Annotated in this window: 22 protein-coding genes and 1 pseudogene; 6 read left to right on the top strand and 17 right to left on the bottom strand. The window is 67.3% G+C overall.

Annotated features, from left to right (window positions below):
* Nucleotides 1-48: 48 nt before the first annotated feature.
* The 4 genes from ACJH5R_RS13755 to ACJH5R_RS13740 form a co-directional block, all read right to left on the bottom strand.
* Nucleotides 49-387, bottom strand: a complete 339-nt coding sequence (locus tag ACJH5R_RS13755; protein ID WP_406757346.1) for a P-II family nitrogen regulator — start codon at nucleotides 385-387, stop codon at nucleotides 49-51.
* A complete protein-coding gene (locus ACJH5R_RS13750) occupies nucleotides 293-1768 on the bottom strand; it encodes an ammonium transporter (protein WP_406782163.1) in 1476 nt (491 codons plus the stop codon). The genes ACJH5R_RS13755 and ACJH5R_RS13750 overlap by 95 nt, the downstream gene beginning before the upstream one ends.
* Before the next feature lie 219 nt (nucleotides 1769-1987).
* The gene (locus ACJH5R_RS13745) at nucleotides 1988-3124 is read right to left on the bottom strand and encodes a hypothetical protein (protein ID WP_406782211.1); all 1137 of its coding nucleotides are present in this window, start codon (nucleotides 3122-3124) and stop codon (nucleotides 1988-1990) included.
* 449 nt (nucleotides 3125-3573) lie between these two features.
* Nucleotides 3574-4926, bottom strand: a complete 1353-nt coding sequence (locus ACJH5R_RS13740) for a PE-PPE domain-containing protein (protein ID WP_406757349.1) — start codon at nucleotides 4924-4926, stop codon at nucleotides 3574-3576.
* 203 nt (nucleotides 4927-5129) lie between these two features.
* Here ACJH5R_RS13740 and ACJH5R_RS13735 point away from each other — a divergent pair, with 203 nt between their 5' ends.
* Nucleotides 5130-5906, top strand: a complete 777-nt coding sequence (locus ACJH5R_RS13735) for an SDR family NAD(P)-dependent oxidoreductase (protein ID WP_406757350.1) — start codon at nucleotides 5130-5132, stop codon at nucleotides 5904-5906.
* Between the two features lie 86 nt (nucleotides 5907-5992).
* Here the strand turns inward: ACJH5R_RS13735 and ACJH5R_RS13730 are convergent, their stop codons facing one another.
* From ACJH5R_RS13730 to ACJH5R_RS13715, 4 genes are read right to left on the bottom strand one after another with little or no spacing between them, the layout of a single operon-like run.
* Nucleotides 5993-6376 (bottom strand): DUF4267 domain-containing protein, encoded by a 384-nt coding sequence (locus ACJH5R_RS13730; RefSeq protein WP_406782162.1) that lies wholly within the window; start codon nucleotides 6374-6376, stop codon nucleotides 5993-5995.
* Nucleotides 6377-6412: 36 nt separating this feature from the next.
* Entirely contained in the window at nucleotides 6413-7132 is a 720-nt protein-coding gene (locus tag ACJH5R_RS13725; protein WP_406782161.1) for an NUDIX hydrolase, read from the bottom strand.
* A gap of 56 nt (nucleotides 7133-7188) precedes the next feature.
* Nucleotides 7189-7557 (bottom strand): STAS/SEC14 domain-containing protein, encoded by a 369-nt coding sequence (locus ACJH5R_RS13720; RefSeq protein WP_406757352.1) that lies wholly within the window; start codon nucleotides 7555-7557, stop codon nucleotides 7189-7191.
* A 52-nt stretch (nucleotides 7558-7609) separates the two neighbouring features.
* Nucleotides 7610-8239 carry a GntR family transcriptional regulator gene (locus ACJH5R_RS13715; protein ID WP_406757353.1) on the bottom strand — a complete coding sequence of 210 codons (630 nt, stop codon included), beginning with the start codon at nucleotides 8237-8239 and terminating at the stop codon, nucleotides 7610-7612.
* A gap of 77 nt (nucleotides 8240-8316) precedes the next feature.
* Between ACJH5R_RS13715 and ACJH5R_RS13710 the strand changes: the two genes are divergently transcribed.
* A complete protein-coding gene (locus ACJH5R_RS13710; RefSeq protein WP_406782160.1) occupies nucleotides 8317-9411 on the top strand; it encodes a class I SAM-dependent methyltransferase in 1095 nt (364 codons plus the stop codon).
* 18 nt (nucleotides 9412-9429) lie between these two features.
* A pseudogene (locus ACJH5R_RS13705) lies at nucleotides 9430-10412 on the top strand (isopenicillin N synthase family dioxygenase).
* Nucleotides 10413-10422: 10 nt separating this feature from the next.
* Here ACJH5R_RS13705 and ACJH5R_RS13700 read toward each other — a convergent pair.
* From ACJH5R_RS13700 to ACJH5R_RS13675, 6 genes are all read right to left on the bottom strand, one after another.
* On the bottom strand, nucleotides 10423-11394 hold the full coding sequence (locus ACJH5R_RS13700) for a glycoside hydrolase family 6 protein (RefSeq protein WP_406782159.1): 972 nt from the start codon (nucleotides 11392-11394) through the stop codon (nucleotides 10423-10425).
* A 63-nt stretch (nucleotides 11395-11457) separates the two neighbouring features.
* Complete coding sequence (gene ftsY, locus ACJH5R_RS13695) at nucleotides 11458-12723, bottom strand: signal recognition particle-docking protein FtsY (protein WP_406757357.1); 1266 nt, start codon at nucleotides 12721-12723, stop codon at nucleotides 11458-11460.
* 92 nt (nucleotides 12724-12815) lie between these two features.
* Nucleotides 12816-16406: a chromosome segregation protein SMC gene (gene smc, locus ACJH5R_RS13690; RefSeq protein ID WP_406782158.1), complete on the bottom strand. Its 3591-nt coding sequence runs from the start codon at nucleotides 16404-16406 to the stop codon at nucleotides 12816-12818.
* Nucleotides 16407-16425: 19 nt separating this feature from the next.
* Entirely contained in the window at nucleotides 16426-16707 is a 282-nt protein-coding gene (locus ACJH5R_RS13685) for an acylphosphatase (RefSeq protein ID WP_406782157.1), read from the bottom strand.
* Nucleotides 16694-17110, bottom strand: coding sequence for an OsmC family protein (locus ACJH5R_RS13680; RefSeq protein WP_406782156.1), 417 nt, complete (start codon nucleotides 17108-17110; stop codon nucleotides 16694-16696). The genes ACJH5R_RS13685 and ACJH5R_RS13680 overlap by 14 nt, the downstream gene beginning before the upstream one ends.
* A 128-nt stretch (nucleotides 17111-17238) precedes the next feature.
* Complete coding sequence (locus ACJH5R_RS13675; protein ID WP_406782155.1) at nucleotides 17239-17631, bottom strand: nuclear transport factor 2 family protein; 393 nt, start codon at nucleotides 17629-17631, stop codon at nucleotides 17239-17241.
* A 271-nt stretch (nucleotides 17632-17902) separates the two neighbouring features.
* On the opposite strand from ACJH5R_RS13675, the gene ACJH5R_RS13670 reads away from it, so the two are divergent.
* The 3 genes from ACJH5R_RS13670 (at nucleotide 17903) to ACJH5R_RS13660 (ending at nucleotide 20524) form a co-directional block, all read left to right on the top strand.
* On the top strand, nucleotides 17903-19006 hold the full coding sequence (locus ACJH5R_RS13670) for a helix-turn-helix transcriptional regulator (protein ID WP_406782154.1): 1104 nt from the start codon (nucleotides 17903-17905) through the stop codon (nucleotides 19004-19006).
* A gap of 81 nt (nucleotides 19007-19087) precedes the next feature.
* Nucleotides 19088-19717 carry a DJ-1/PfpI family protein gene (locus ACJH5R_RS13665; protein ID WP_406757363.1) on the top strand — a complete coding sequence of 210 codons (630 nt, stop codon included), beginning with the start codon at nucleotides 19088-19090 and terminating at the stop codon, nucleotides 19715-19717.
* Nucleotides 19718-19750: 33 nt separating this feature from the next.
* On the top strand, nucleotides 19751-20524 hold the full coding sequence (locus tag ACJH5R_RS13660) for a PIG-L deacetylase family protein (protein WP_406757364.1): 774 nt from the start codon (nucleotides 19751-19753) through the stop codon (nucleotides 20522-20524).
* Nucleotides 20525-20638: 114 nt separating this feature from the next.
* Here ACJH5R_RS13660 and mutM read toward each other — a convergent pair whose 3' ends face one another.
* From mutM to ACJH5R_RS13645, 3 genes are read right to left on the bottom strand one after another with little or no spacing between them, the layout of a single operon-like run.
* On the bottom strand, nucleotides 20639-21484 hold the full coding sequence (gene mutM / locus ACJH5R_RS13655; protein WP_406782153.1) for a bifunctional DNA-formamidopyrimidine glycosylase/DNA-(apurinic or apyrimidinic site) lyase: 846 nt from the start codon (nucleotides 21482-21484) through the stop codon (nucleotides 20639-20641).
* Between the two features lie 2 nt (nucleotides 21485-21486).
* Nucleotides 21487-22197: a ribonuclease III gene (gene rnc / locus ACJH5R_RS13650; RefSeq protein ID WP_406782152.1), complete on the bottom strand. Its 711-nt coding sequence runs from the start codon at nucleotides 22195-22197 to the stop codon at nucleotides 21487-21489.
* Nucleotides 22194-22802, bottom strand: coding sequence for a YceD family protein (locus ACJH5R_RS13645; protein WP_406757367.1), 609 nt, complete (start codon nucleotides 22800-22802; stop codon nucleotides 22194-22196). The genes rnc and ACJH5R_RS13645 overlap by 4 nt, the downstream gene beginning before the upstream one ends.
* Nucleotides 22803-22836 lie beyond the last annotated feature (34 nt).

Below are 22836 nucleotides of genomic sequence, written 5' to 3'. Positions count from 1 at the left end.
CCCCCGCGGTTCATGGCCGTCTACATCGGCTCGGATCGCGCTACAGACTCATACCGCGTCGGAGCCGCGTTCGCCCGTGCGCACCCGGACCACGGATTCCACCGCGCTGACCCACACCTTGCCGTCGCCGATCTTGCCGGTATGTGCCGCCCGCACGATGACGTCGACGATCTTGTCCACCGCGAAGTCGTCGACCAGCACCTCGATCCGTACCTTGGGAACGAAGTCGATCGAGTACTCAGCGCCGCGGTAGACCTCGGTGTGGCCCTTCTGCCGTCCGTATCCCTGGACATCACTGACCGTCATCCCCAGGACTCCGGCCTCTTCCAAGCCAGTCTTGATGTCCTCCAACGTAAACGGCTTCACGATCGCGGTGATCAACTTCATCTTCTCTCCTGTCTTCAGCCGAGTAAGCAAGAACAGCACTGCCGGTACTCACGAGGTCGTAACCGCTTTGGAGGTGCTCGGCTTCATCGATTCCCGACGCTTCATCCTCGGCGTCCAGTCGCAGCCCGATGGTGTATTTGAGGATCAAGGCCAAGATCGCGGTTCCCACCGCCGAGTACAGCGCAACACTGGACGCGCCGATGAGTTGGCGCCACAGCTGATCGAAGCCGCCGCCGTAGAACAGGCCTGGCGACACGTCGGACGCACCGTCGATCGCCGCGGTGGTCGGCGCCGCGACCAGACCCACCAACAGGGTTCCGACAAGACCGCCGACCAGGTGCACCCCGACGACATCCAGCGAATCATCAAAGCCGAAGCGGTATTTGAGGCCCACTGCGAGCGCGCAGGCGACACCGGCCACGGCACCTACGACCAGCGCGCCGACGACATCCACTGACGCGCACGCCGGGGTGATCGCCACCAGTCCGGCCACGATTCCCGACGCTGCACCCAGCGAAGTGGCGTGGCCGTCACGCATCCGCTCGGCCAGCAGCCAGCCCAGCATCGCGGCTGCCGTCGCGACCGTCGTGGTGATGAAGGTCGATCCGGCAACACCATTGGCGCTGACCGCCGATCCGGCGTTGAACCCGTACCACCCGAACCACAACAGGCCGGCGCCCAGCATCACCAACGGCAGATTGTGCGGCCGCATCGGAAGGGCCGGCCATCCTTGGCGCTTGCCGAGGATGAGCGCCAGCACCAAGGCAGCCATGCCCGCGTTGATATGGACCGCGGTGCCGCCGGCGAAGTCGATCGCATGAAGCTTGTTGGCGATCCAACCGCCGTGCGGGGCGGTGCTGTCGTCGAACGCGAAAACCCAGTGGGCAACCGGGAAATACACGACGCTTACCCACAGAGCGGAAAACAACAACCAGCTGCCGAACTTCATCCGGTCGGCCACTGCCCCAGAGATCAACGCGACCGTGATGATCGCGAACATCATCTGGAATCCCACGAAAACGGTCGCCGGCACCGTGCCGACCAGCGGAATTTCTACCGCAGCCGTACCACTGGCCGGATCGGCGGCGACCGCGTTGACCCCGATCAGGCCCTTCAATCCCCAGTAATCAGTTGGGTTTCCCGCGACGTTGCCGACATCATCGCCGAACGCGATCGAGAATCCGTAGAGCACCCAGAGCACGGTCACCACACCCATGGCGCTGATGCTCATCATGATCATGTTCAAGACACTCTTGACCCGGACCATGCCGCCGTAGAAGAACGCCAGACCTGGCGTCATCAACAGCACCAGGGCGGCGCTGATCAGCATCCAGGCAGTGTCTCCGGTGTCGGGCACGCCCATCGTCGGGAATTGATCCATGCACCAAACCTCCTCCGCCGCGGCCGGTTGCCAGATGAACCCGGCTGGTCATAACCATGCGCAACAGTTGTTTCGGCGCTAGCGCCGCTCCGTTGCAGATGTGTGACCACCTGCTCACACCGGTCGAACCCGGAAGAGCCCAGAAGAGTGCAAAAGAATGTCCCACAAACCGCCTGCTGCGCGCGGTCGAACCAGTCGCGGCCAGGCTAGGCGGCGGCGTTAGGCGGGCGCGCCGGGTGCACCCCCGGCGCCGCCGGCACCACCGGTGCCGTCGACGTTGGCATCGCCGGGTGTGCCCGCGCCGCCGGCGGTTCCTCCGGTGGACCCGCCGTGGCCGCCGTCGCCGCCGTCCCCGCCGGCGCCCACCGAACCATTGCCGCCCGCACCACCGTTGCCGCCGCGGCCACCAGAGCTGCCGGTCTGATCGGCCGCTGCGCCGCCGTCGCCACCGTCGCCACCATTAGCGCCGACCCGGCCGCCGCCGCCGGCACCGCCGACTCCCCCGGCACCGCCGTTCCCACCGGTCGTTCCGACGCCGCCGGCCCCGCCCGCACCACCGTTGCCACCATGGCCTCCGGTGCCGAACGGGTTGGTCAGACCTGCGCCGCCAGCGCCCCCGGCGCCGCCGTCTCCGTCGTCCCCGGCCTGCCCGACCGCGCCGATCCACCCGACGCCCGTGCCGGCAGCACCGCCTCGGCCGCCGTCGCCGCCGTCGCCACCGTTGCCTCCGTTGGGCTGGCTGGCGGTGCCGATGCCGCCGGCCGCCCCCAGCCCGCCGACACCACCGGCGCCGCCATTGCCGCTGAAGCCCAAGAGCCACCCGGCATTGCCGCCGGCGCCGCCGTTACCGCCGACGCCGCCGTTCAATGCGGTCACATCGGGACCGTTGACACCGGCCCAGCCGGAGCCACCGCGCCCACCGGTTCCGCCGAATCCCCACCCGGCCAGGGAGTCACCACCGCCGCCGCCGGCACCCCCGGCGTGCGTCACCAACGACGTGCCGTCGAAGGTGTCGTGGAAGCCGGTGCCACCCTGGCCGCCGACACCACCGTCGCCGAACCACATTCCGCCGGTACCGCCCTGGCCACCCGCGCCGGCCTCGATCACCACACCACCCACACCGACGTAGGCGGCGGCGCCCTGACCGCCCGCACCACCGTTGCCGAACAATCCGGCGTCGCCGCCATCACCGCCCATGCCACCGTTGACTCCGGCGACGCCGGCCGCACCGTCGCCGCCGTCACCGAACAGGAACCCGCCGTCGCCGAGGTTTCCCAGACCGAGCCAGCCGAACAGCGAATTGTTGACGCCGTTGAAGCCGTCGATCCCGTCGCCGATCAGGTCCCGGCCGAACATCAACACAACGGGAGTGTTGATCAGGTCGATCAGCAGCTGGTTTCCGGCGTTGTGCAGGAAGCTTTCCAGTGCGTCGTGGATCGGGAGATAGAAGCTGTCCTGATAGAGCTGAGCCCAGTCAGCCGGTACGAACAGATTGAAGTCGGCGCCGCCCAGCTCGCCCGGGTCGAAGCTGGCGATGCCGATGTCTGCGAGATCAGCGCCGGCCGGGTTGATGTCGGCCGTGTCGAACCAGGTACCCGGGTCGAAGAAGTCGAAATCCGCCTGGGCAGATGGCGCAATCGCCATGGGCGCCAGGGCGAGCGTCAATGCCGCCGCAGCACCGCCTATCGCACGACTCATCCGAGCAGTTGCGCTACGACCCCGGTGCCCGGCACTACGGCGAAGACGACGATTCATTGCGATTGACCTTTCTACGACTAACCCGTGTTGACGGGCGCGAAGCTGACTTAGGCGGCGGTAACCGTGTCCAGGCCGAGGAATTCGCCGATCCACGACAGATCGGGATTCCCGTCAACAAGTGACCCGAGTGAGTTCAGGAAATCCGGCGACTCCCCTGGATCGGTCGCCATCGCCGAACCACCGAACAGGCCACCGAACAGCGGGGTGGGGTCCTGGATATCGAAAAAGACGCGTTGGGCTGCGTTCCACAGCGTCGAGAACGGTTCCTGCTCCATAAACGAGCCCCAAACGTAGTTCGCCGGGTCCTGCAAGTCGCGAAACGCCGCCTGAACACCTTCCGACCAGGCGGCACTCAAAGCGGTGTTGACCTCGGCCCAGCTGATGTTGCTCGGCAGCAGGTCGAAGCTGAAGTTCGTGAGCTCGTTGGCAGGTCCCTGGTTCCAGCCTTCCGTCAAGCTGCCGTAGCCCAGATTGACCAGGATGCGCATGCTCGGTTCCAAGAGGTCGGCCAAGGGGTTGCCCCAGACGGGATTTACCCGCAGCAGATCCAGCAGCGGCAGCGAATCCGCGGGGATCACATAGTAATTGGTGAGACCGTCGCCGGTGGTTTCCAACTGAATTGCGTTGGCGATGTCATCGGCGGTGACACCGAAATAGCCGATATGGGTAGAGAACATGCCCATGACGGCATTAAGCGACGATATCAGGTTCAGCGGATAACGGGGAAAGTCGGCGTACCCGTCATATTCCATCGTGTAGACATCGGTGGTGAAGTAGTCCGGCGTCGGATGACCGAGGGTCATCCCGTTCCAGAAAGTAAGGTTCCCGCCCCAGAAGTTCAACAACTGGAGCAGCCCGCCGTTCGGGTTCGCGGAATTCCCCACGAGCACGAAATGAACGTCCTCGGGCGCGACACCCTCGTGCTCGAGTTGCTCCATCGTCATCGACGACATTGCCGAACTCTGTGAGTAGCCGAACACATACACCGGGTTGTCGGCGTTCACTCCGCCGGCGGCGATCTCCTTGTTGATTGCCTCAGCGAGGATCTGGGCGCCCTGGACCATCGAGATGTTGCCCGGGAAGTACAGCTGGGGCGTGAACAGCGAGTCCGCCGTTCCAGTGAAGCCATGCGGCTGTAGATACAGCAGGTTGGCAGCATTGACGTAACCCTGCGACGGCAACGGAATACCGCTGCCGCCCATGACGAACGCGATGTCGCCCGCGGTCAGCGCTACGTCCTGTGACTCAGCGGCCGACGACCGGGCGGACAACGGCGATGCCGTCGCAAGCCCCGCCATGCCGGCGAAGACGACGAGAACGCTTACGACAGCGAGAACTACGCGACCACGGCGGAGCGAACGCCCCCCCTGCGGACCGGTCATCGCGACGACACCAGCCATGGAAACCCCTTGAAATGCCCTTCAACGCACCGCGGAACGCGGAACCCCACCCGAAATTAGATCACCCGCAACAGTTTTAGTCAGTAGTTCGGTGGAAAGCCAGCCAGATTGACATAACTGCGCTTATTGGGGCATGATAAAAAATCGGCCTTTCGGCTTCCCCGAATCGTAGCGCGGAACACCGTCCAAGTAAGGTGTCATTCGTGGATATTAATGGAGCAAGCGCGATCGTCACCGGTGGCGCATCAGGAATCGGCGCGGCCACTGCCCGCCAGTTGGCCGACAGGGGCGCACGGGTCGTCGTCGCGGATCTGCAGGCGGACAAGGGCGAGGCCCTGGCCCACGAGATCGGCGGCGTGTTCGTGTCCGTCGACGTGACCAGCACCGAACAGATCATCGACGCGGTCAACACCGCGACGGACCTCGGCCCGCTGCGGGCGCTGGTGAACTCGGCTGGTATCGGCTGGGCGCAGCGCACCATCGGCAAGGACGGCGAGTTCGAGTCGGCGCACAACCTGGACCTGTACAAGAAGGTGCTCGCCATCAACCTGGTCGGCACCTTCGACTGCATCCGGATCGCGGCCACCGCGATGAGCCGCAACGAACTGACCGACACCGGCGAGCGTGGCGCGATCGTCAACATGACCAGCGTTGCGGCCTTCGACGGCCAGATCGGCCAGGCCGCCTACTCGTCGTCTAAGGGCGGCGTCGTGGGCCTGACCCTGCCGGTGGCCCGTGACCTCTCGGCGGCAGGCATCCGCGTCAACACCGTGGCCCCGGGCCTCATCGACACCCCGATCTACGGCGAGGGCGAGGCCTCGGAGGCCTTCAAGGCCAAGCTCGGCGAGTCCGTGTTGTTCCCGCACCGGCTCGGCAAGCCCGAAGAACTGGCGTCGATGGTGGTGGAGCTGCTCACCAACTCCTACATGAACGCCGAGGTCGTCCGCGTGGACGGTGGCATCCGGATGCCCCCGAAGTAGTTTTCGTACCCGAGGTTGAGATTGCGTCCAGGGTCGCGGATACCGCGAAATGTACAGCCCTGGGCGCAATCTCAGCGGGCGACGGTCTAGGGGCGTTCCGTAGCGCGCCGGCGCGTGGCACCCCAGAGCCCGACGCCGATGCCGACCACCGCTCCACCGAGACCAATGATGTGCTGCCCACGCTTGAGATCGGCGTGCACGCTCATCCCGCCCAGCAGGTCGGCCGCATCGGCACCACCGGATGCGAGGAACCAGCCGCGCGTGTCGCGACCGCGCAACGCCCCGTTCAGGAGTAGCCCGCCGATCAGGGCGTCCCGGTATCCCATCGAACGAAGCAGCAGGCGCGCGGAAGGCCCGGGATCTTCCGGTTCTCCCCACAACCGATTCGCCCGAAGCGGATCGACGAGAAACGAGATACCCGACGCCAGCCGGATACTGCCCGCGACCAGGGCCGCACGGTCTTTGATCATGAACCGCAGCCTAGGGCCCGACTCCTGGGCCCGAACCTATTTCCAGGCGAATACCGGTTGTTCCAGCTCGTCGACCCGGTCCCCTCGACCCTCCAGGCACAGCCATCGCACTTGCAACAGCACCGCCCCGGTCGGCGCGTGGATGAGGTCATTGCCCAACGGGATCTGCACGACCGGACGCGGGCTCTCCGGGATACTGACGAAACGCGGCGAATCATCGCGTTGCAGCTGATGTAGCCCCACGCGGTAGACCGCCACCACCTCGGCCGGTTCGGGACGGAGATCGAGCCGTCCCCCGCCCCAGATCACCACCGGCGTGATGACGTATCCGGACCGAGTCGGATAGTCGTCGAGCACGCCGAGCACAGCCGAGCCAGACAAACTGATGCCGACCTCCTCGTCCAACTCGCGCAGGGCCGCGTCGACCGCGGTTTCGCCGGGATCCAGGCGGCCACCGGGCAGCGCCCACTGAGCGGCATGCGAGGTGAGACGAGAGGCTCTGCGGCACAAGAGGAAGGCAGCACCCCCGGATACATCGACCATGCGGCCGTCTAGACCAGCCTCCGGCATTGGCCGACCGGCGATCCAGTCGTCCACAGGCGCGGGGTCAACCCGGTCTTCGGCGACTTCGGAGTCCACGATCACCACCGCGACGGCCGCGTGCCGCTTCGACGGGTCGGTCACGACGCGGCGGTCGTGCCCGTCCAGATGTGCCCGGATCCGCTCCCGCAGCGCCTCGTCATAGCTGATCGTCACCGCTTGACCATAGGCGGCGCGGCAGGAACGATCTCGATACCGAGCCCACCCGTCGGTCAGCCGGCGGCCCATTCCTTGGCACGGTCGACGTCGTCGAGGCCGAACACTGCCAGTTCGCCGGGGATCATCCACTCGAGCGCATGCAGAACGTGGGCGACCCACTCCTTGTCGGACACCACCGCGATCCGTTTGAACGCGGCGTGATGCGGCAGCACGGCCCCCAGTCCGAGCTTGATGTCCTCGGCCAGCCCGCCGGGCCCGAAACCCTCGTAGTCGGAGTCGATGACCTCGACGATCCGAACATCGCCGCCCTGCAGAAGCTCGTGCAGCGAGGGCTTGATCTCACGCAGTTCGTCGCCGCGAAGCCGCCCCGACACCCGAATTCCAGTCACTCCCTCGGGCATGTCCGCCAGTAGCTCGATCATGGGAATGCTCCCTTCCAGCCGATGCAGTCACTGTAGTCCGCGGATCCGTCGACTATCCGAATTCGTTGCCGTGCGACTGGTGTTCGCGGAGCCGGCCGGAGAAGGTCATCCAATCGCCGGCCTCGACATCGCTGAGCAGGCTCCGATGTTCGGCCAGCACGAGATCGGGTTGCCCGCGGACTGTCGAGTTGCGCACGATCGAGAGGTGCTGTCGATCTTGGAGCCGGTCGTAGAACGCCAGCATCGTGGAGTTGTTCGCGAGCTCCACGAAAGCGCGATGAAACTGCATCGCCAGGGCCGCAAAGCCGGGATAGTCGCGCCGGCGTAGCGCCTGGTCTTGTCCATCAAGGTTTTCCTGCAGCCGCGCACTCAGTTGCCGCCGCGCTTCAGGATTGCCCAGTTGCACACCGGCACATTCAAAGGCGTGCCGCACCTGGTCTGACTCGCGGATCTCATCGACGGTCAATTCACGTACCAGCGCACCGCGCTTGGGATAGATCCGCACCAGTCCTTCGTCCTGTAGACGCGTCAGCGCCGCGCGCACCGGCGTACGGCTCATCGACATCGACGCCGCCAGGGCCGACTCGCTCAGCATGGCCCCGGCTGGGAACTCACCGCTGAGGATGCCCGCGCGGATCAGGTCGTGAGCACGTTGGGCGGAATTGACCGTCACGTCGCTCATGCGGACCTCCCGATCGGCTAAGACTCTCTAGGATACTTCTAGTATCCTAGTTGGGCGCAGAGAATCTGGAGGAGTGTGTGACAACACCAGCGAGCGGGCATCAGCCAACGGAAACCACCGCGCAGGAACTGGCATTCGCTGACCGCGTGACCGAGGCGCTGGACGCCGCCAGCCTCGCGCTGCTCCTGAGCCTGGGTCATCAAAGCGGACTGTTCGACGCGCTGGCCACCCTGTCAGCACCGGCGACCAGCGCCGAGATCGCCACCCGCGCCGGGCTCAACGAACGCTACGTTCGCGAGTGGTTGGGAGGCACGACGGTGGCCGGCGTGCTGGACTACGACTCCGTCAACCAGACGTATCGATTGCCGCAGCACCATGCCGCAGTGCTGACCCGTGCTGCCGGGGCCGCCAACCTGGCGCGCGTCGCGCAGTACATCGCGCTGATGGGCGAGGTCGAGCAGAAGGTGTTGGGCTGCTTCCAGCACGGCGGTGGGTTGCCCTACAGCGACTATCCCCGCTTCCATGCCGTGATGGCAGAGCGCAGCGGCGAGGTCTTCGACACGGCACTGGTCGACGTCGTCCTGCCCCTCGTCGAGGGCTTGCCACAACGGCTCCGCGACGGCGCGGACGTGGCCGATTTCGGCTGCGGCAGCGGACACGCCGTCAATGTCATGGCCGAGGCGTTTCGCACCAGCCGGTTCACCGGCATTGACTTCTCGACCGAGGGCATCGAGCGCGCGACGCGCGAAGCGACTCAGCGGGGATTGGCCAATACCACCTTCGAGAGCCACGACCTGACCACGTTCGACCGTGCATCGGCGTACGACCTCGTCACCGCATTCGACGCCATTCACGATCAGGCGCAGCCCGCGCGGGTGTTGGAGAACATCTATCGATCCTTGCGACCGGGTGGCGTCTTCTTGATGGCCGATTCGAAGGCGTCAAGCCGCCTGGAAGACAACATCGGCACCCCCATGAACACCTACCGCTACACGGTCTCACTGATGCACTGCATGCCTGTGTCATTGGCCTTGAACGGTGCCGGCCTGGGCACCATGTGGGGCCGCCAACTCGCTATGTCGATGCTGGCCGACGCCGGCTTCACCGACGTCGAGTGCGCCGAGATCAACGAGGATCCGTCGAATTACTACTTCACCGCGACCAAACGCTGAAGTGAAGGAGATCCAGTCATGCTGCCGGTTGTGAACTTCGCGCTGCTCGGCAGTTCCGGCGAACGCATCCGGCTGCGGGAAGTCACCCACACCACCGGATTCTTCTACCTCGTCGGCCACGGTGTCCCGGCCGAGCTCGTCGCTGAACTGCACACGACGGCACGCGAATTCTTCGCCCTGCCCGAGCAGGACAAGCTGGCGATCGAGCTCGCACGCAGCCCCCACTTTCGCGGTTACTCGAGAGTCGGCGGTGAGCTGACCAATGGTGCGGTGGACTGGCGTGAGCAGATCGACTTCGGTCCCGAGGCCGGCGTCACCGACGGCGCTGCCGGTCCGCAGTGGCTGCGCGGGCCCAATCAGTGGCCGCCGGCGATCCCCGCGATGCCGGACCTGGTGGGGCGCTACCAACAGGAGATGAACAGGGTCGCACGGGAGTTGTTGCGGCGCTGGGCACAATCTCTGGGCTCGCCGGCAGAGATATTCGACTCCACCTTCGGAACCGAACCCGCGTCGTTGATGAAGCTGATCCACTACCCGAGGCGGGCGGCCCACTCCAGCGGTGACCAGGGAGTTGGCGCGCATAAGGATCCGGGCGTCATGACGCTGCTGCACCTGCCGAACGACTCGACGGGATTGCAGGTGCAATCGCTCGACGGCGAATGGCTGGATGCCCCGCCGCTGGACGGCGCCTTCATCGTGAATATCGGCGAGCTGCTCGAAGTCTCGAGCCAGCGCTACCTTCGCGCCACACCGCATCGGGTGCTGACACCGGCGGGTGCCCCGGCACGCATCTCGATCCCCTACTTCTTCGGCCCGGCGCTGGACGGCGTCGTTCCCACCCTTGCACTACCCCCGGATCTTGCCGCCAAGACCCGACCGATCAGCCACGACGCCGACAATCGGCTGCACAGCACTACGGCGAAAACATGTGGAAGGCCAAGAGACGCGCCCACCCCGACGTGTTCGCGCGGTGGCACGACGCTGCCCCGGAGGCCAGCTAGGCCGGCCCGGTCAGCCCGCGTTGCGCGCCAGGTTGATGGCGTAATCGCTGACGAAGTGCCCCGCCGCGGGTTCGCCGGAACCACAGCTGCCGTCGGACTCCCCGACCCGCTTGACCCACAGGTAGGCGTCGGCGTGCTGCCCGGCGGTGTTGGCGGTCGGCGGCGTGCCCAGGGCCCGCCCGCTGGGGTTGCACCAGCCGTAGGGGTCGCCTTCCGCGGGGCCGGCGCCGTTGCGGGAGGTGTCGATCACGTAGTGCGCGCCGCCGGTCATCCCCGAGATCTCTTCGCCGTAACCGGTTTCCTCTTCGGTGGTGAAGTAGTTCGTGCTGTTCAGGGCAAAGCCCCGCGCGCGCCCCACACCGGCCTGGTTGAGGCGGTTGGCCATCTCTCCGGCGCTGACCCAGCGCGAGTGCCCGGCGTCGACATAGACCGCCGTGCCCGGGTTGCGGCCCAGCGTGTCGACGGCGTAGCTGATCAGGTCGAAGCGCTCCTGACGCGCATCACCGGAGAGGCAGTCGGCCATCGCTAGCGCGTCGGGCTCGAGGATGATCGCGGCCGGGTTGCCGCCGATCCCGTCGGCGACGCTGTCGATCCAGGCCCGGTAGGACGCACCGGAGGAGAATCCGCCCGCGGCGTAGCTGCCACAGTCACGGTGCGGGATGGCGTAGAGCACCAGCACGGGCATGGCGCCGGCCGCCGCGGCCGCGCCGGTGTGCCGGGCCACCGTCGAGCCGACAGAACCCACACCGAACGCCTGGTCCAGCCAGTACGCCTGCGGGGTGTTGGCTACGCGGGCCAGCTCGGCGCTGTCCGGCTGCGCGTTGGAGGCATGCATCGCCTTCGAGATGGGATCGACATAGAAGGGCATGCCGCCCAGTGGGTTGTCCCCGTCGGCCTGGGCGGGGGCCGCGCCGGCCAGGGCCGCAACGGCAAGGAGGGGGGTGAGGCAGCGCGCGACCGCGCCAAACGCTGAGGGGATCACAGGCAAAAATTACCTTATGGCCGACCCGAGGTCACAAGACGGTCACGGTGGAGAGCGGATCGCTCAGCCGAGCAGCGCGTCGACGAAGGCGCCCGGCTCGAAAGGCGCCAGGTCATCGGGCCCCTCCCCGAGCCCCACCAGCTTGACCGGCACACCCAGCTCCTGCTGCACCCGGAAGACGATCCCGCCTTTGGCGGTTCCATCCAGCTTGGTCAGCACCACTCCGGTGATGTCGACGACGTCGGCGAATACCCGGGCTTGGGCCAGGCCGTTCTGCCCGATAGTGGCGTCGAGGACCAGCAGCACCTCGTCGACGGCCGCCCGGCGCTCGACCACCCGCTTGACCTTGCCGAGCTCGTCCATCAGACCGGTCTTGGTGTGCAGCCGTCCCGCGGTGTCGATGACCACCACGTCGACACCGTCGGACACGCCCTTGTCGACCGCGTCGAACGCGACCGAGGCCGGATCGGCGCCCTCGGCGCCCCGCACCACTTCCGCGCCCACCCGCGCAGCCCAGGTCTGCAGCTGGTCGGCCGCGGCGGCCCGGAACGTGTCGGCCGCCCCCAGCACCACGCGACGGCCGTCGGCCACCAGCACCCGGGCCAGTTTGCCGACGGTGGTGGTCTTGCCGGTGCCGTTGACCCCGACCACCAGCAGCACCGACGGGTGCTCGTCGTGCGGCAGCGCCCGGATGGAGCGCTCCAGACCGGGCTGCAGTTCGCCGATGAGCACGTCGCGCAGCACGGCACGAGCCTCGGCTTCGGTGCGCGCCTGGCCGCCGGCCAGTCGGCCGCGCAGCTGCGTCACCACCGATTCGGTGACGACGGGACCCAGGTCGGCCACCAGCAGGGTGTCCTCGACGTCCTGCCAGGAGTCGTCGTCGAGGTCTCCACCGCCCAGCAGCCCGAGCATGCTGCGGCCCAATGCGTTCTGCGACTTGGCCAACCGACCGCGCAGCCGCTCCATCCGGCCTTCGACCGGCTCGATGTCCGGCTCGACGGCCTCGGGCGCCGGTGCTGCCTGGGTTTCGGGAAGGACTTCGGCCGGCGCTTCGGGCAGATCGACGTCGGTGATGGTGCGCCGGGGCGCGTCACGCGGAACGGTCGCGTCGTCGCCGATGACAGGCGCGGGCGGCTCTGACGTCTCGGTCCGGCTGAAGGTGATGCCTGAGGAGGCGGTGTAGCCACCGGAGCGGTCCAGGCTCTCGCGTTGCGGCGCGGACAGGTTGATCCGGCCTCGCCGATACCGCACCAGGCCCCAGACCAAGGCACCGACCAGGATTAGCGCGACAACGACCGCCGCGGCGATCAGGAGAGTTTGAGACGACACGACCGTCATTGTGGCAGCAGGGACTTAGGCGGGGTTGACGCGGCGGTCCCAGCTTCGGCTCTCCTCCGTCGAGCCTCGCTGAACCGCCGGGTTCACGCCTGGCTGGAAACGAGCTCTTCGCCCCGGATGCGTTGGGAGATCACTGCGGTGATCCCGTCGCCCTGCATGGTCACGCCGTACAGCGCGTCGGCCACTTCCATGGTCGGCTTCTGGTGGGTGATGACGATGAGCTGCGAGCGGGCCCGCAGCATCTCGAACAGCGCCAGCAGCCGGCGCAGGTTGGTGTCATCCAGCGCGGCCTCGACCTCGTCCATGATGTAGAACGGCGACGGGCGGGCCCGGAAGATCGCCACCAGCATGGCGATGGCGGTCAGCGACTTCTCCCCGCCGGACAGCAGCGAGAGCCGCTTGACCTTCTTGCCGGGCGGCCGAGCCTCGACGTCGACGCCGGTGGTCAGCATGTCGCCGGGATCGGTCAGCAGCAGCCGGCCTTCGCCGCCGGGGAAAAGCGCCGCGAACACCTCGGTGAACTCGCGCTCCACGTCGGCGTAGGCGTCGGTGAAGACCTGCAGGATGCGCGCGTCGACCTCGGAGACCACATCGAGGAGGTCTTTGCGGGCCGCCTTGACGTCCTCGAGCTGAGTCGACAGGAAGTTGTAGCGCTCCTCGAGCGCCGCGAACTCCTCGAGCGCCAGCGGGTTGACCCGGCCCAGTTCGGCCAGCTCGCGTTCGGCGCGTTTGGCCCGGCGCTCCTGGGTGGCGCGGTCGAAGGGCATCGGGGCGGGGGCCATCACCAGTTCACCGCGGTCCCGGGCCTGCTCGTACTCGGCCATCTCCAGTTCGGTCGGTGGCAGCGCCACGTCCGGGCCGTATTCGGCGATCAGGTCTGCCGAGCTCATACCGAACTGTTCGAGCACGGTCTGCTCGAGTTGTTCGATGCGCAAGGCGGCCTGCGCCTTGGCGACCTCGTCGCGGTGCAGTGACTCGGTGAGCGCGGTGAGCCGGGTGCTCTGGGCGTTCACCTCGTCGCGGACGGCGACCATCGCGGCGGCTCGCTGCTGGCGTTCACTGGCCAGCCCATCGCGGATCCGCGCCGCCGCGGTCACCACATGTTGCAGACGGCGGGCCAGCGAGCTGCCAGCGTCGGCCACCGCCGCCGCTGTCGTCGCCGCGCGTGCGCGTGCGGCGCGGGCCTGCTCGGCGCGCACCCGCGCCTCGCGCTCGGCCGCTGCCGCCCGGCGCAGCGAGTCCGCCTTACCGCGTACCGCGTTGGCGCGTTCCTCGGCGGTACGTACCGCCAGCCTGGCCTCCACCTCGACGCTGCGCGCCGCCTCGGCTGCCGCCGCGATCTGCTGGCGATCCACCGGTTCGGCGGCCGCGGTCGGCTGGTCCTCTTCGGCGTTGCGCAGCCGGGCCTCCAGTTCGCCCAGCTCCGTGACGGTCTGCGCTCGGCCGGTCTCCAGCTCGTCGCGCTCACGCAGCCGGCGGTGCCATTCGGCCTCGGCGGCGCGGGCTTCTTGCCCCAGTCGGCCCAGTTGCTCGTGGGTCGCGGCGATGGCGGCATCGGACTCGTTGAGCGCGGCCAGTGCCTGCTCGGTGGCGTCTCGGCGCGCGGACTGCTCGGCCAGCGCTCCGGAAAGAGCCGCACCGAGTTCGCCGGCCTGTGTCTCCGCGGCGGCCAGTTCGGCACGGGCCTTGTCGATCTCGCTGTTGATCTCCAGGGTGGACGGCTTGCGATCCGATCCGCCGCTGACCCAGCCCGCACCGACCAGATCACCGTCTAGCGTCACCGCGCGCACCCCGGGGCGCGCGGCCACCAGGTCCAGCGCCTTGGGCAGGTCGTCGACCACCGCCACCGCCGACAGCATGGCCGTCATCGCGCCGCGCAACTTCTCGGGGGTCTCGATGAGCTCCACTGCCCAGAGCGCTCCGTCGGGCAGCACCGCACGCTGTTCGGTGGCTGGCAGCGGCCAGTCCCCCAGCACGATGGCGGCCCGGCCGCCGTCGGCGGTCTTCAGCGCGTGTAGCGCCGAGCGGGCCGCGCCGGCATTCTCCGCGGCCAGCGCGTCGGCCGCGGACCCGAGCACCGCGGCCAGCGCCGCCTCGTACCCCGAGCGCACCTTGACCAGCTTCGCGATCGACCCGAACAGTCCGGGACCGCTGTGGTTCGCCGCGAGCCAGGCGGCGCCGTCCCGGCGTTCCAGCCCCATCGACAAGGCCTCGATGCGAGCGTGCAGCGAAGCCACCTGCCGCTCGGCGGCGCGCTCGGCCGCCTGAAGTTCGGCGACGCGCTCATCTGCCAGCTGCAGGGTGGCCACGGTCCGCTCGTGGTGGTCGTCCAGACCGACCTCGCCCTGATCCAGCTCGGAGACCCGACCCTGAATCGTTTCGAACTCCGCCTGCGCGGCCTGGGCCCGCCCGGCGGCTTCCTCGATGCGCGTCGAAAGCTGCCCGACGTGCGTGTCGATCGATTCGACCCGCGCCCGGATCGTCTCCACCTGGCCGGTCAGCCGGGCCAGGCCCTCCCGCCGGTCGGCTTCGGCACGGACCGCGGCCAGATGCGCCTTCTCCGCCTCGGTGCTGCGGCGCTCCCGTTCGGCCAGCTCGGCGCGTGCCGCCTCCAGCCGGATACCGGCCTCGGCCAGCTCGGCCAGCAGTTGCTGCTCGGCCGCGGCCACCTGCTCGGCCTCGGCTTCCAGTGCGTCCGGGTCGACGCCGGCGGTGGTGATCGGCTCCTCGTCGAGATGGTGCGCGCGTTCGCTGGCAATGCGCACCGTCGCGCTGACCCGCTCGGCCAGCGCGGAGAGCGAGAACCAGGTCTGCTGGGCGCTCTCGGCGCGCTGGGTCAAGCTGGCGACCGCGGACTCGTGGGCGGTCAGTTCGTCGGCGGCCACCGCCAAACGCTCGGTGATCTGGTCGTGTTCGCGGCGCAGCGTCGCCTCGGCGTCGGTGGTTCCGGCGAACTCTGCTTGCCGCGACACCAGGTCGTCGGCGGTCAGCCGCAGCTTGGCGTCACGCAGGTCGGCCTGGATGGTGGCCGCTCGCCGTGCGACTTCGGCCTGGCGGCCCAGCGGTTTGAGCTGGCGGCGCAACTCGGTGGTCAAGTCGGTCAGGCGGGCCAGGTTGGCCGCCATCGCATCCAGCTTGCGGACCGCCTTCTCTTTACGCTTGCGGTGCTTGAGCACCCCGGCGGCCTCTTCGATGAACGCCCGGCGATCTTCGGGCCGCGATTCCAGGATCTGCGCCAGCCGGCCCTGGCCGACGATGACGTGCATCTCTCGGCCGATGCCGGAGTCGCTGAGCAGCTCCTGGACGTCCATCAACCGGCAGCTCGCACCATTGATCTCGTACTCGCTGGCTCCGTCACGGAACATCCGCCGGGTGATCGAGACCTCGGCGTACTCGATCGGCAGCGCGTTGTCGGAGTTGTCGATGGTGACGGTGACCTCGGCGCGACCCAGCGGGGCGCGCGAGGAAGTGCCGGCGAAGATGACGTCTTCCATCTTCCCGCCACGCAGGGTCTTGGCGCTGTGCTCCCCCATCACCCAGGCCAGCGCGTCGACCACATTGGATTTGCCCGAACCATTGGGTCCGACCACCGCGGTGATGCCCGGTTCGAAGCGCAGAGTCGTCGGCGCGGCGAAGGACTTGAAGCCCTTCAGCGTCAAACTCTTGAGATGCACGGGACGTGAGACTACCGGGCTAGCGTTCGGCGAATCCGTCGATCGGGTCCCTGGCGTCCGTCCAGTCGGCGACGACGGTGTCCACCCGCCCCGGTGTGGTGCCACCCTTCAGCAGCTCCAACAGGCGCTGGCAGTTCGCGCGGGGCCCCTGAGCTACCACATGAACACGGCCGCCGGGCCGATTGGCGGCGTAGCCCGTCAGGCCCAGCTCGAGTGCCCGCGACCGTGTCCACCACCGAAAGCCGACGCCCTGGACGTGGCCGTGCACCCAGGCGGACAGGCGGACGTCAGGACCGGTCACCGGAGTCGATCTCGAAGCGCACCTCGGTGCCGGATTTCAGGGTGCGCCCCACGGTGCAGACCTGGTCGACGGCGCGGTACACGACGGTCAGCAGCCGCTGTTTGTCCACTTCATCCAGAGCCGACAGGTCCAGCTTCAGGACTTCTTCCAGCAGCGGATAGCGCTCCTGCTCCCGATCGGCCGGGCCGGAGACCTCGATGGTGGCCCGGTAATCGTCGCCGAGCCGGCGCGCCAGTGGGGCGTCACTGGACATTCCGCTGCACGCGGCCAGCGCGATCTTCAGCAGTTCTCCGGGGGTGAAGACGCCGGCGACGTCTTCACTGCCGACCAGCACCTGCGCGCCCCTCGAATTGTGTCCGGTGTAGCGGCGGGTTCCGGTTCGTTCCACCCATAATTCGGTCATGGGGACATCTTGGCAGCCCCGGACGTGACCGCGCCGAACGTGCGCTCTGCGTGCGCACGCGGATGCCGCTAGGCCGATGGCGGTGACCCGCTGCGCCCGGCTCCGCCGCGCTTGCGATCCTCGCTAGGTCAGTCGGCCACCGCCGCAGCAGGCTTTCTGCCGTACTGGCGCTCCATCATGGCCGTGTCGCCGTACACTTGCACCCGCACGGTCTTGCCGTTACGCAGGGTGTAGACCTCGGCACTGTGACCCCGTTCGCCGCCGATCGCCGCCTCGCTCAGGACGACGACGGTCTCCCCGTCGGCCAGGAAGCGCTGTGGGGTGATCGTCGGTGACTTTCGCCCCAACTGCATCAGGAACTCCATGAGTTCCCCTTTGCCGCGGTAGGTTCCGCTGATCGCACTCTCGCCGGGCTGCACCCATTCGATGTCGTCATCGAAGAGCGCCATCAGGGATTCGGTGTCGCCGGAGGCGAACGCCTGGTAGCCATTGCGCACCAGCGTGATGTTCTGCTCGGACATCTGTCGGGTCCTTTCTTAGGTATTCTCTTGCGCCCGGCCCACTTTCACGCATAAGAGCCGGAACATCTCACGCGCCAAGTGCGCGGCTTGCACGGCCGACGCTTGCTGATTGGCGGCATCCATAAGGCAAGCACCATCACCGCAAAATTGCCTCATCCCAATGGACGAGATCCGCGTAAACTTTTGCGACGAGAAGACAAGCGTCTTCCGATCCCTTCACAACCGGGAGCATGCGGAATGTCCAGGCCTATCAATGGATTCAGGGCCCGCGATGAGCGCGATCGATGAATTCTCACAACTGATCTCTCGTATTTACTCCGCGGTACTGGCTCCCGACGAATGGGATCTCGCCATGGCCGCCATCGCCGGCGCCTTCACGGCGCATACGGCGTCGCTGGTGCTCTCCGACAACGTCTCGCGCACGCTGAAGCACGCGCAGATGCCGTCGTCAGCGGCTGCGGCCTACGCGGCGCACTACGAACGGCTGGATCACGTCCTTTATGCGGTGGAGACCGGGCCGGTGGGCGTGGTACGGACCGGCGCTGAACTCATGTGGCCCTACCAAAATTGCGAGTTTCAGATCGACTGGGCTCGCCCGAATGGACTACACGACGGACTATTCGTTCGGCTCACTTCCGGAACGACGATGACCAGTCTGGCCATCGCCAACACAAAGCAATCGGAGCGGTTCGACAATCCCGAGAATCTTGCGTTGATGAACCGTCTGATTCCGCATCTGCAACAAGCGCTCCGATTGCAGGACCGTCTTGAAGATCTGGATCGCCGCAATGCTGATCTCACGGAGGCCAGTGAGGCCGTCCGTCACGGGGTCGTCATCGTCGAAGGACGGCGATGCGTGTACGCCAATGGTGCCGCGGAACGCATTCTGGGTTCCGACGACGGCTTGCGGATCGAACGAGGCTGCATCACAGCCGAGTCCTCGCACGCCGACGCGGAGTTGGAGCACGGCATCGCCCGACTGTCCAAGGCCGAAAGCCAGGAGATCTGGGGCGGTTCATTCCTGTGCGCACGCCCCTCCGGGCGACGCCCGTACATCGTTCATGTCCTACCGGTCGAAGCGAATTCCTTTGCGACACTGCGCTCCGGACGGGCCATGGTGATCATCGTCGACCCCGAACGACAGCCGGAACCACCCGCGATACTGCTGCGACGCCTGTACGGACTGACGAAAGCCGAAGCAGAGGTGGCCCTCTTGGTGATGCGAGGCGAGGGGCTGACCCCGATCGCCGAAGAGCTGTCGGTGTCGCTGACCACCGTGAAGACCCACCTGAGGCACATCTTCGACAAGACCGGCATCCATCGCCAGGCCGAACTCGTTCGGCTGCTGATCCTGCTCGGCCCCATGCGCGGATAACGAGATCTGCGGATCCGGCGCCGCAGGACTATCGTCAGAGTTGTCCCGCAACACCATTCGCCGAAGGCCGGGAGGCCATCCGTGCAGGTAGCGATCCCGCTCTTCCCACGATTCACCGCGCTGGACGCGATCGGGCCGTACGAGGTGCTGCAACGGATCCCAGATGCCGAGGTGGTTTTCGTCGGGCACCGCCGAGGCGAGGTCCGCAGCGACAACGGGATGCTCGGAGTCCTCTGTGACGCCCGATTCGACGAACTGACCGCACCGGAGGTCTTGGTCGTCCCCGGCGGTGTCGGGACGCGAACACTACTCGACGACGCGGAATTGCTCGACTGGATACGCAGCGCCCACACCCACACCAGGTTCACCACCTCGGTATGTACCGGCTCACTGCTGCTGGCCGCCGCGGGGCTCTTGGATGGGTTGACCGCGACCACTCATTGGAGCGCCGTCGGATTGCTGGAACACCTGGGCGCCAGCTACGTGGAGCAACGTGTGGTCGAGCATCTGCCGGAGCGGATAGTGACCTCCGCGGGGGTCTCCAGCGGCATCGACATGGCGCTGCGGCTCGTCGAACTGTTAGCCGACGCCGAGGCGGCCCGCGCTGTCCAGCTACTGATCGAATACGACCCACAACCGCCGTTTGACTGCGGATCGCTGGCCAAGGCCGGCGAGGACGTTCGACGGCGCGTCGCGCAGCTGAGGCGCTGACACAGCCGACCGCCGCGGGCATACTGGGCTTTTATGGCGACGGTGGTCGCGTTCCACGCCCATCCCGACGACGAAGCGATTCTGACCGGGGGAACTCTGGCGCGGGCGGCCGCCGAGGGACATCGCGTAGTCGTGGTGGTGGCGACCGATGGACGCGTCAATGACGACGATGGCGATCGGCTCGTCGAATTGCACGCGAGCGCAACGGCCCTCGGGGCCCACCGGGTCGAATGCCTGGGCTACGCCGACAGCGGCTTCGGGGCGGAGTTCTATCCTGACCCGCCGGGGCGGATCAGGTTCGCCCGCGCCGACCTCGAAGAGGCGGCACAGCGACTGGCAGCCATCCTGCGTGACGAAGACGCCGATCTGCTCCTGAGCTACCAGTCCAACGGCGGCTATGGCCACCGCGATCACGTGCGGGTTCATCATGTCGGCAAGCGGGCCGCGCAGATCGCGGCGACGCCGCGCGTGCTCGAGGCGACGATGCCCCGGGAGATGCTGACTCGGGTCGCCGACGGCGCACGTTTACTGCACCTGCCGGCGCCTTACGGGCGCGAGGTGGTACGCACGGCATACGCACCGGCATCAAGCATCACGCACCGGATCAACGTGTTTCGGTTTGCCCGGCAGAAGCGCGATGCCTTCGCCGCGCACCGCTCCCAGATCGGCGCCAGCGCCGCCGCCGCGCGGCTGTTCGCGGTGCTGATGCGGCTTCCCCCACAGGCGGCCGGCCTGATTTTCGGCCGGGAGTGGTTCATCGATCCGAATCTGCCGCCGGGCAGGGTGCACCGCAACATCTTCGAGTGATCGAAGGCTGGTCGCCGCGGCGCGGGGGCCGCTACGGCGCGAGCGTGCGCAGAATGCCACGATTTTCGGCGTGTTGGCGTGCAAACACGCACGCTCGCCGAAAGGGAACGGCAGTCAGCGTTGGCATTTCGGGCAAAAATACGACGAGCGGTTCATGAACTTTTCCCGGCGGATCGGCGTCCCGCAGCGGCGGCACGGCTCGTCTTCACGGCCATAGGCGTCCAGTGACCTGCTGAAGTAACCGGATTCACCGTTGACGTTGACGTACAGCGAATCGAACGAGGTGCCCCCGGCGGCCAGTGCGTCGTTCATCACCGCTGCTGCCGCACCCAGCAGTGCCCGCAGCCGCGGCCGGGACAGTCGGTCGGCCATTCGGGTGCCGCGAATCCCCGCCCGCCACAGCGCTTCGTCGGCGTAGATGTTGCCGATTCCGGCCACCACCGTCTGGTCGAGTAGTTGGCGTTTGATCTCGGAGTGTTTGCGCCGCAGCACCTCCACCACCGACTCGGCGTCGAAGCGCGGGTCCAGCGGGTCGCGGGCGATGTGGGCGACCGGGACCGGCAGCACGCTGCCGTCCACGGCGACCAGGTCGGTGAGCTGCCACCCGCCGAACGTGCGCTGGTCGACGAAGCTGACCTTCGTACCGTCGTCGAGCACGGCGGCGATCCGCAGGTGCCTGGCGTCGGGAAGCTCCCCCAGCAACATCTGACCGCTCATCCCCAGGTGCACCACCAGCGCCTCGTCGGTCGCTGCCCCGCTCAGCAGCAGCCACAGGTACTTGCCCCGCCGGTCGGTGCCGGTGATCTTCGCGCCCAGCAAACGACCGGTCAGATCGGCGGGGCCGGCGTCGTGCCGGCGCACCGCCCGCGGATGGTGCACCCGCACCCCGGTGATCGTGCGCCCGACCAGGTGCTCGTTCAGGCCGCGCCGAACCACCTCGACCTCGGGGAGTTCGGGCATGCTCAGGCCTGCGGCGTGTTGTCCAGCGCGTCCAGCGCCTGCCAGGCCGCCGCCGCGGCCTTCTGTTCGGCTTCCTTCTTGGTCCGGCCGACTCCGGTTCCGTATGCGGTCTCCGATACGACGGCAGTCGCGGTGAACTCACGGTCATGGTCGGGTCCGGTGGAGCTGACCTGGTAGGACGGCACGCCGAGACCGCGCGCTGCCGTCAGCTCCTGCAGGCTGGTCTTCCAGTCCAGGCCGGCACCCAGCGTGGCCGCGGTGTCGAGCAGCGGACCGAACAAGCGCAGGATCACCTCGCGGGCGGTGTCGATTCCGTGCTGGAGGTACACCGCTCCCAGCAGGGACTCCATTCCGTCGGCCAGGATGCTGGATTTGTCGGCGCCGCCGGTGTTTTCCTCGCCCCGACCGAGCAGCAGGTGGGCTCCCAGGCCGTCCTCGGTCAGTCCTCGCGCCACATCGGCCAAGGCGGTGGTGTTGACCACGCTGGAGCGCAGTTTGGCGAGGTCACCCTCGGGCCTGTCCGGGTGGCGATGGAACAGCTCGTCGGTAATGGTCAGTCCGAGCACGGCATCGCCCAGGAACTCCAGGCGCTCGTTGGTGGGCAGACCGCCGTGCTCATAGGCGTAACTGCGATGCGTGACGGCCAGCGTGAGCAAGTCGTCGGCGAGATCCACGCCGAGTGCATCCAGCACAGCTTGCCTGGGACGGCTCACCGCTCACCGTCGTCGCTCGGCCGGCCATCGTCCTGCGGTTCAAGCATTCCCGCCAATTTCGCCCAGCGCGGATCGATCTTGTCGTGGCGATGCCCGGGCTCCGCGGTGGCCAGTACCGCCCCGCAGTCCGGGCACAGTCCGGGACAGTCGGGGTCGCACAGCGGGGACAGTGGCAATGCCAGACCGACCGCGTCGACGATGGCCTGTTCGAGGTCCACCGCGTCGTCGACGACACGGCCCATCTCGTCATCGTCGGTGGTGGCGTCGGTGGTGCTGTCGGGGTAGGCGAACAGTTCCGTCAGCTCGACTTCGACCTCGCCGGTCAGTGGTTGCAGGCAACGCGCGCATTCGCCCGCGGTGCGCGCCGACACCACGCCGCTGACCAGAACGCCCTCAGATACCGACTCCACCCGCAGATCCAGATCGACTGCGGCGTCCGCAGGAATCGCCACCAAGTCCAGCCCGATGCGGTTGGGGCTGATCCGCTGCTCGTGCAGCGGCAACAGCGCACCGGGGCGTCGTCCCAACCGGGAGACATTGACCACGAACGGCGCAGGCAGCCGTCGGTGTGCTGCCTTCATACCTGCGCCGGGGTGCCTCGCCATGCCGCGATTCTACGCAGCGCGTTCCTCGACGTTC

It is taken from the genome of Mycobacterium sp. SMC-19 (assembly GCF_045310815.1).
Taxonomy (GTDB): domain Bacteria; phylum Actinomycetota; class Actinomycetes; order Mycobacteriales; family Mycobacteriaceae; genus Mycobacterium.
This window is presented reverse-complemented; position numbering and strand designations above follow the sequence as displayed.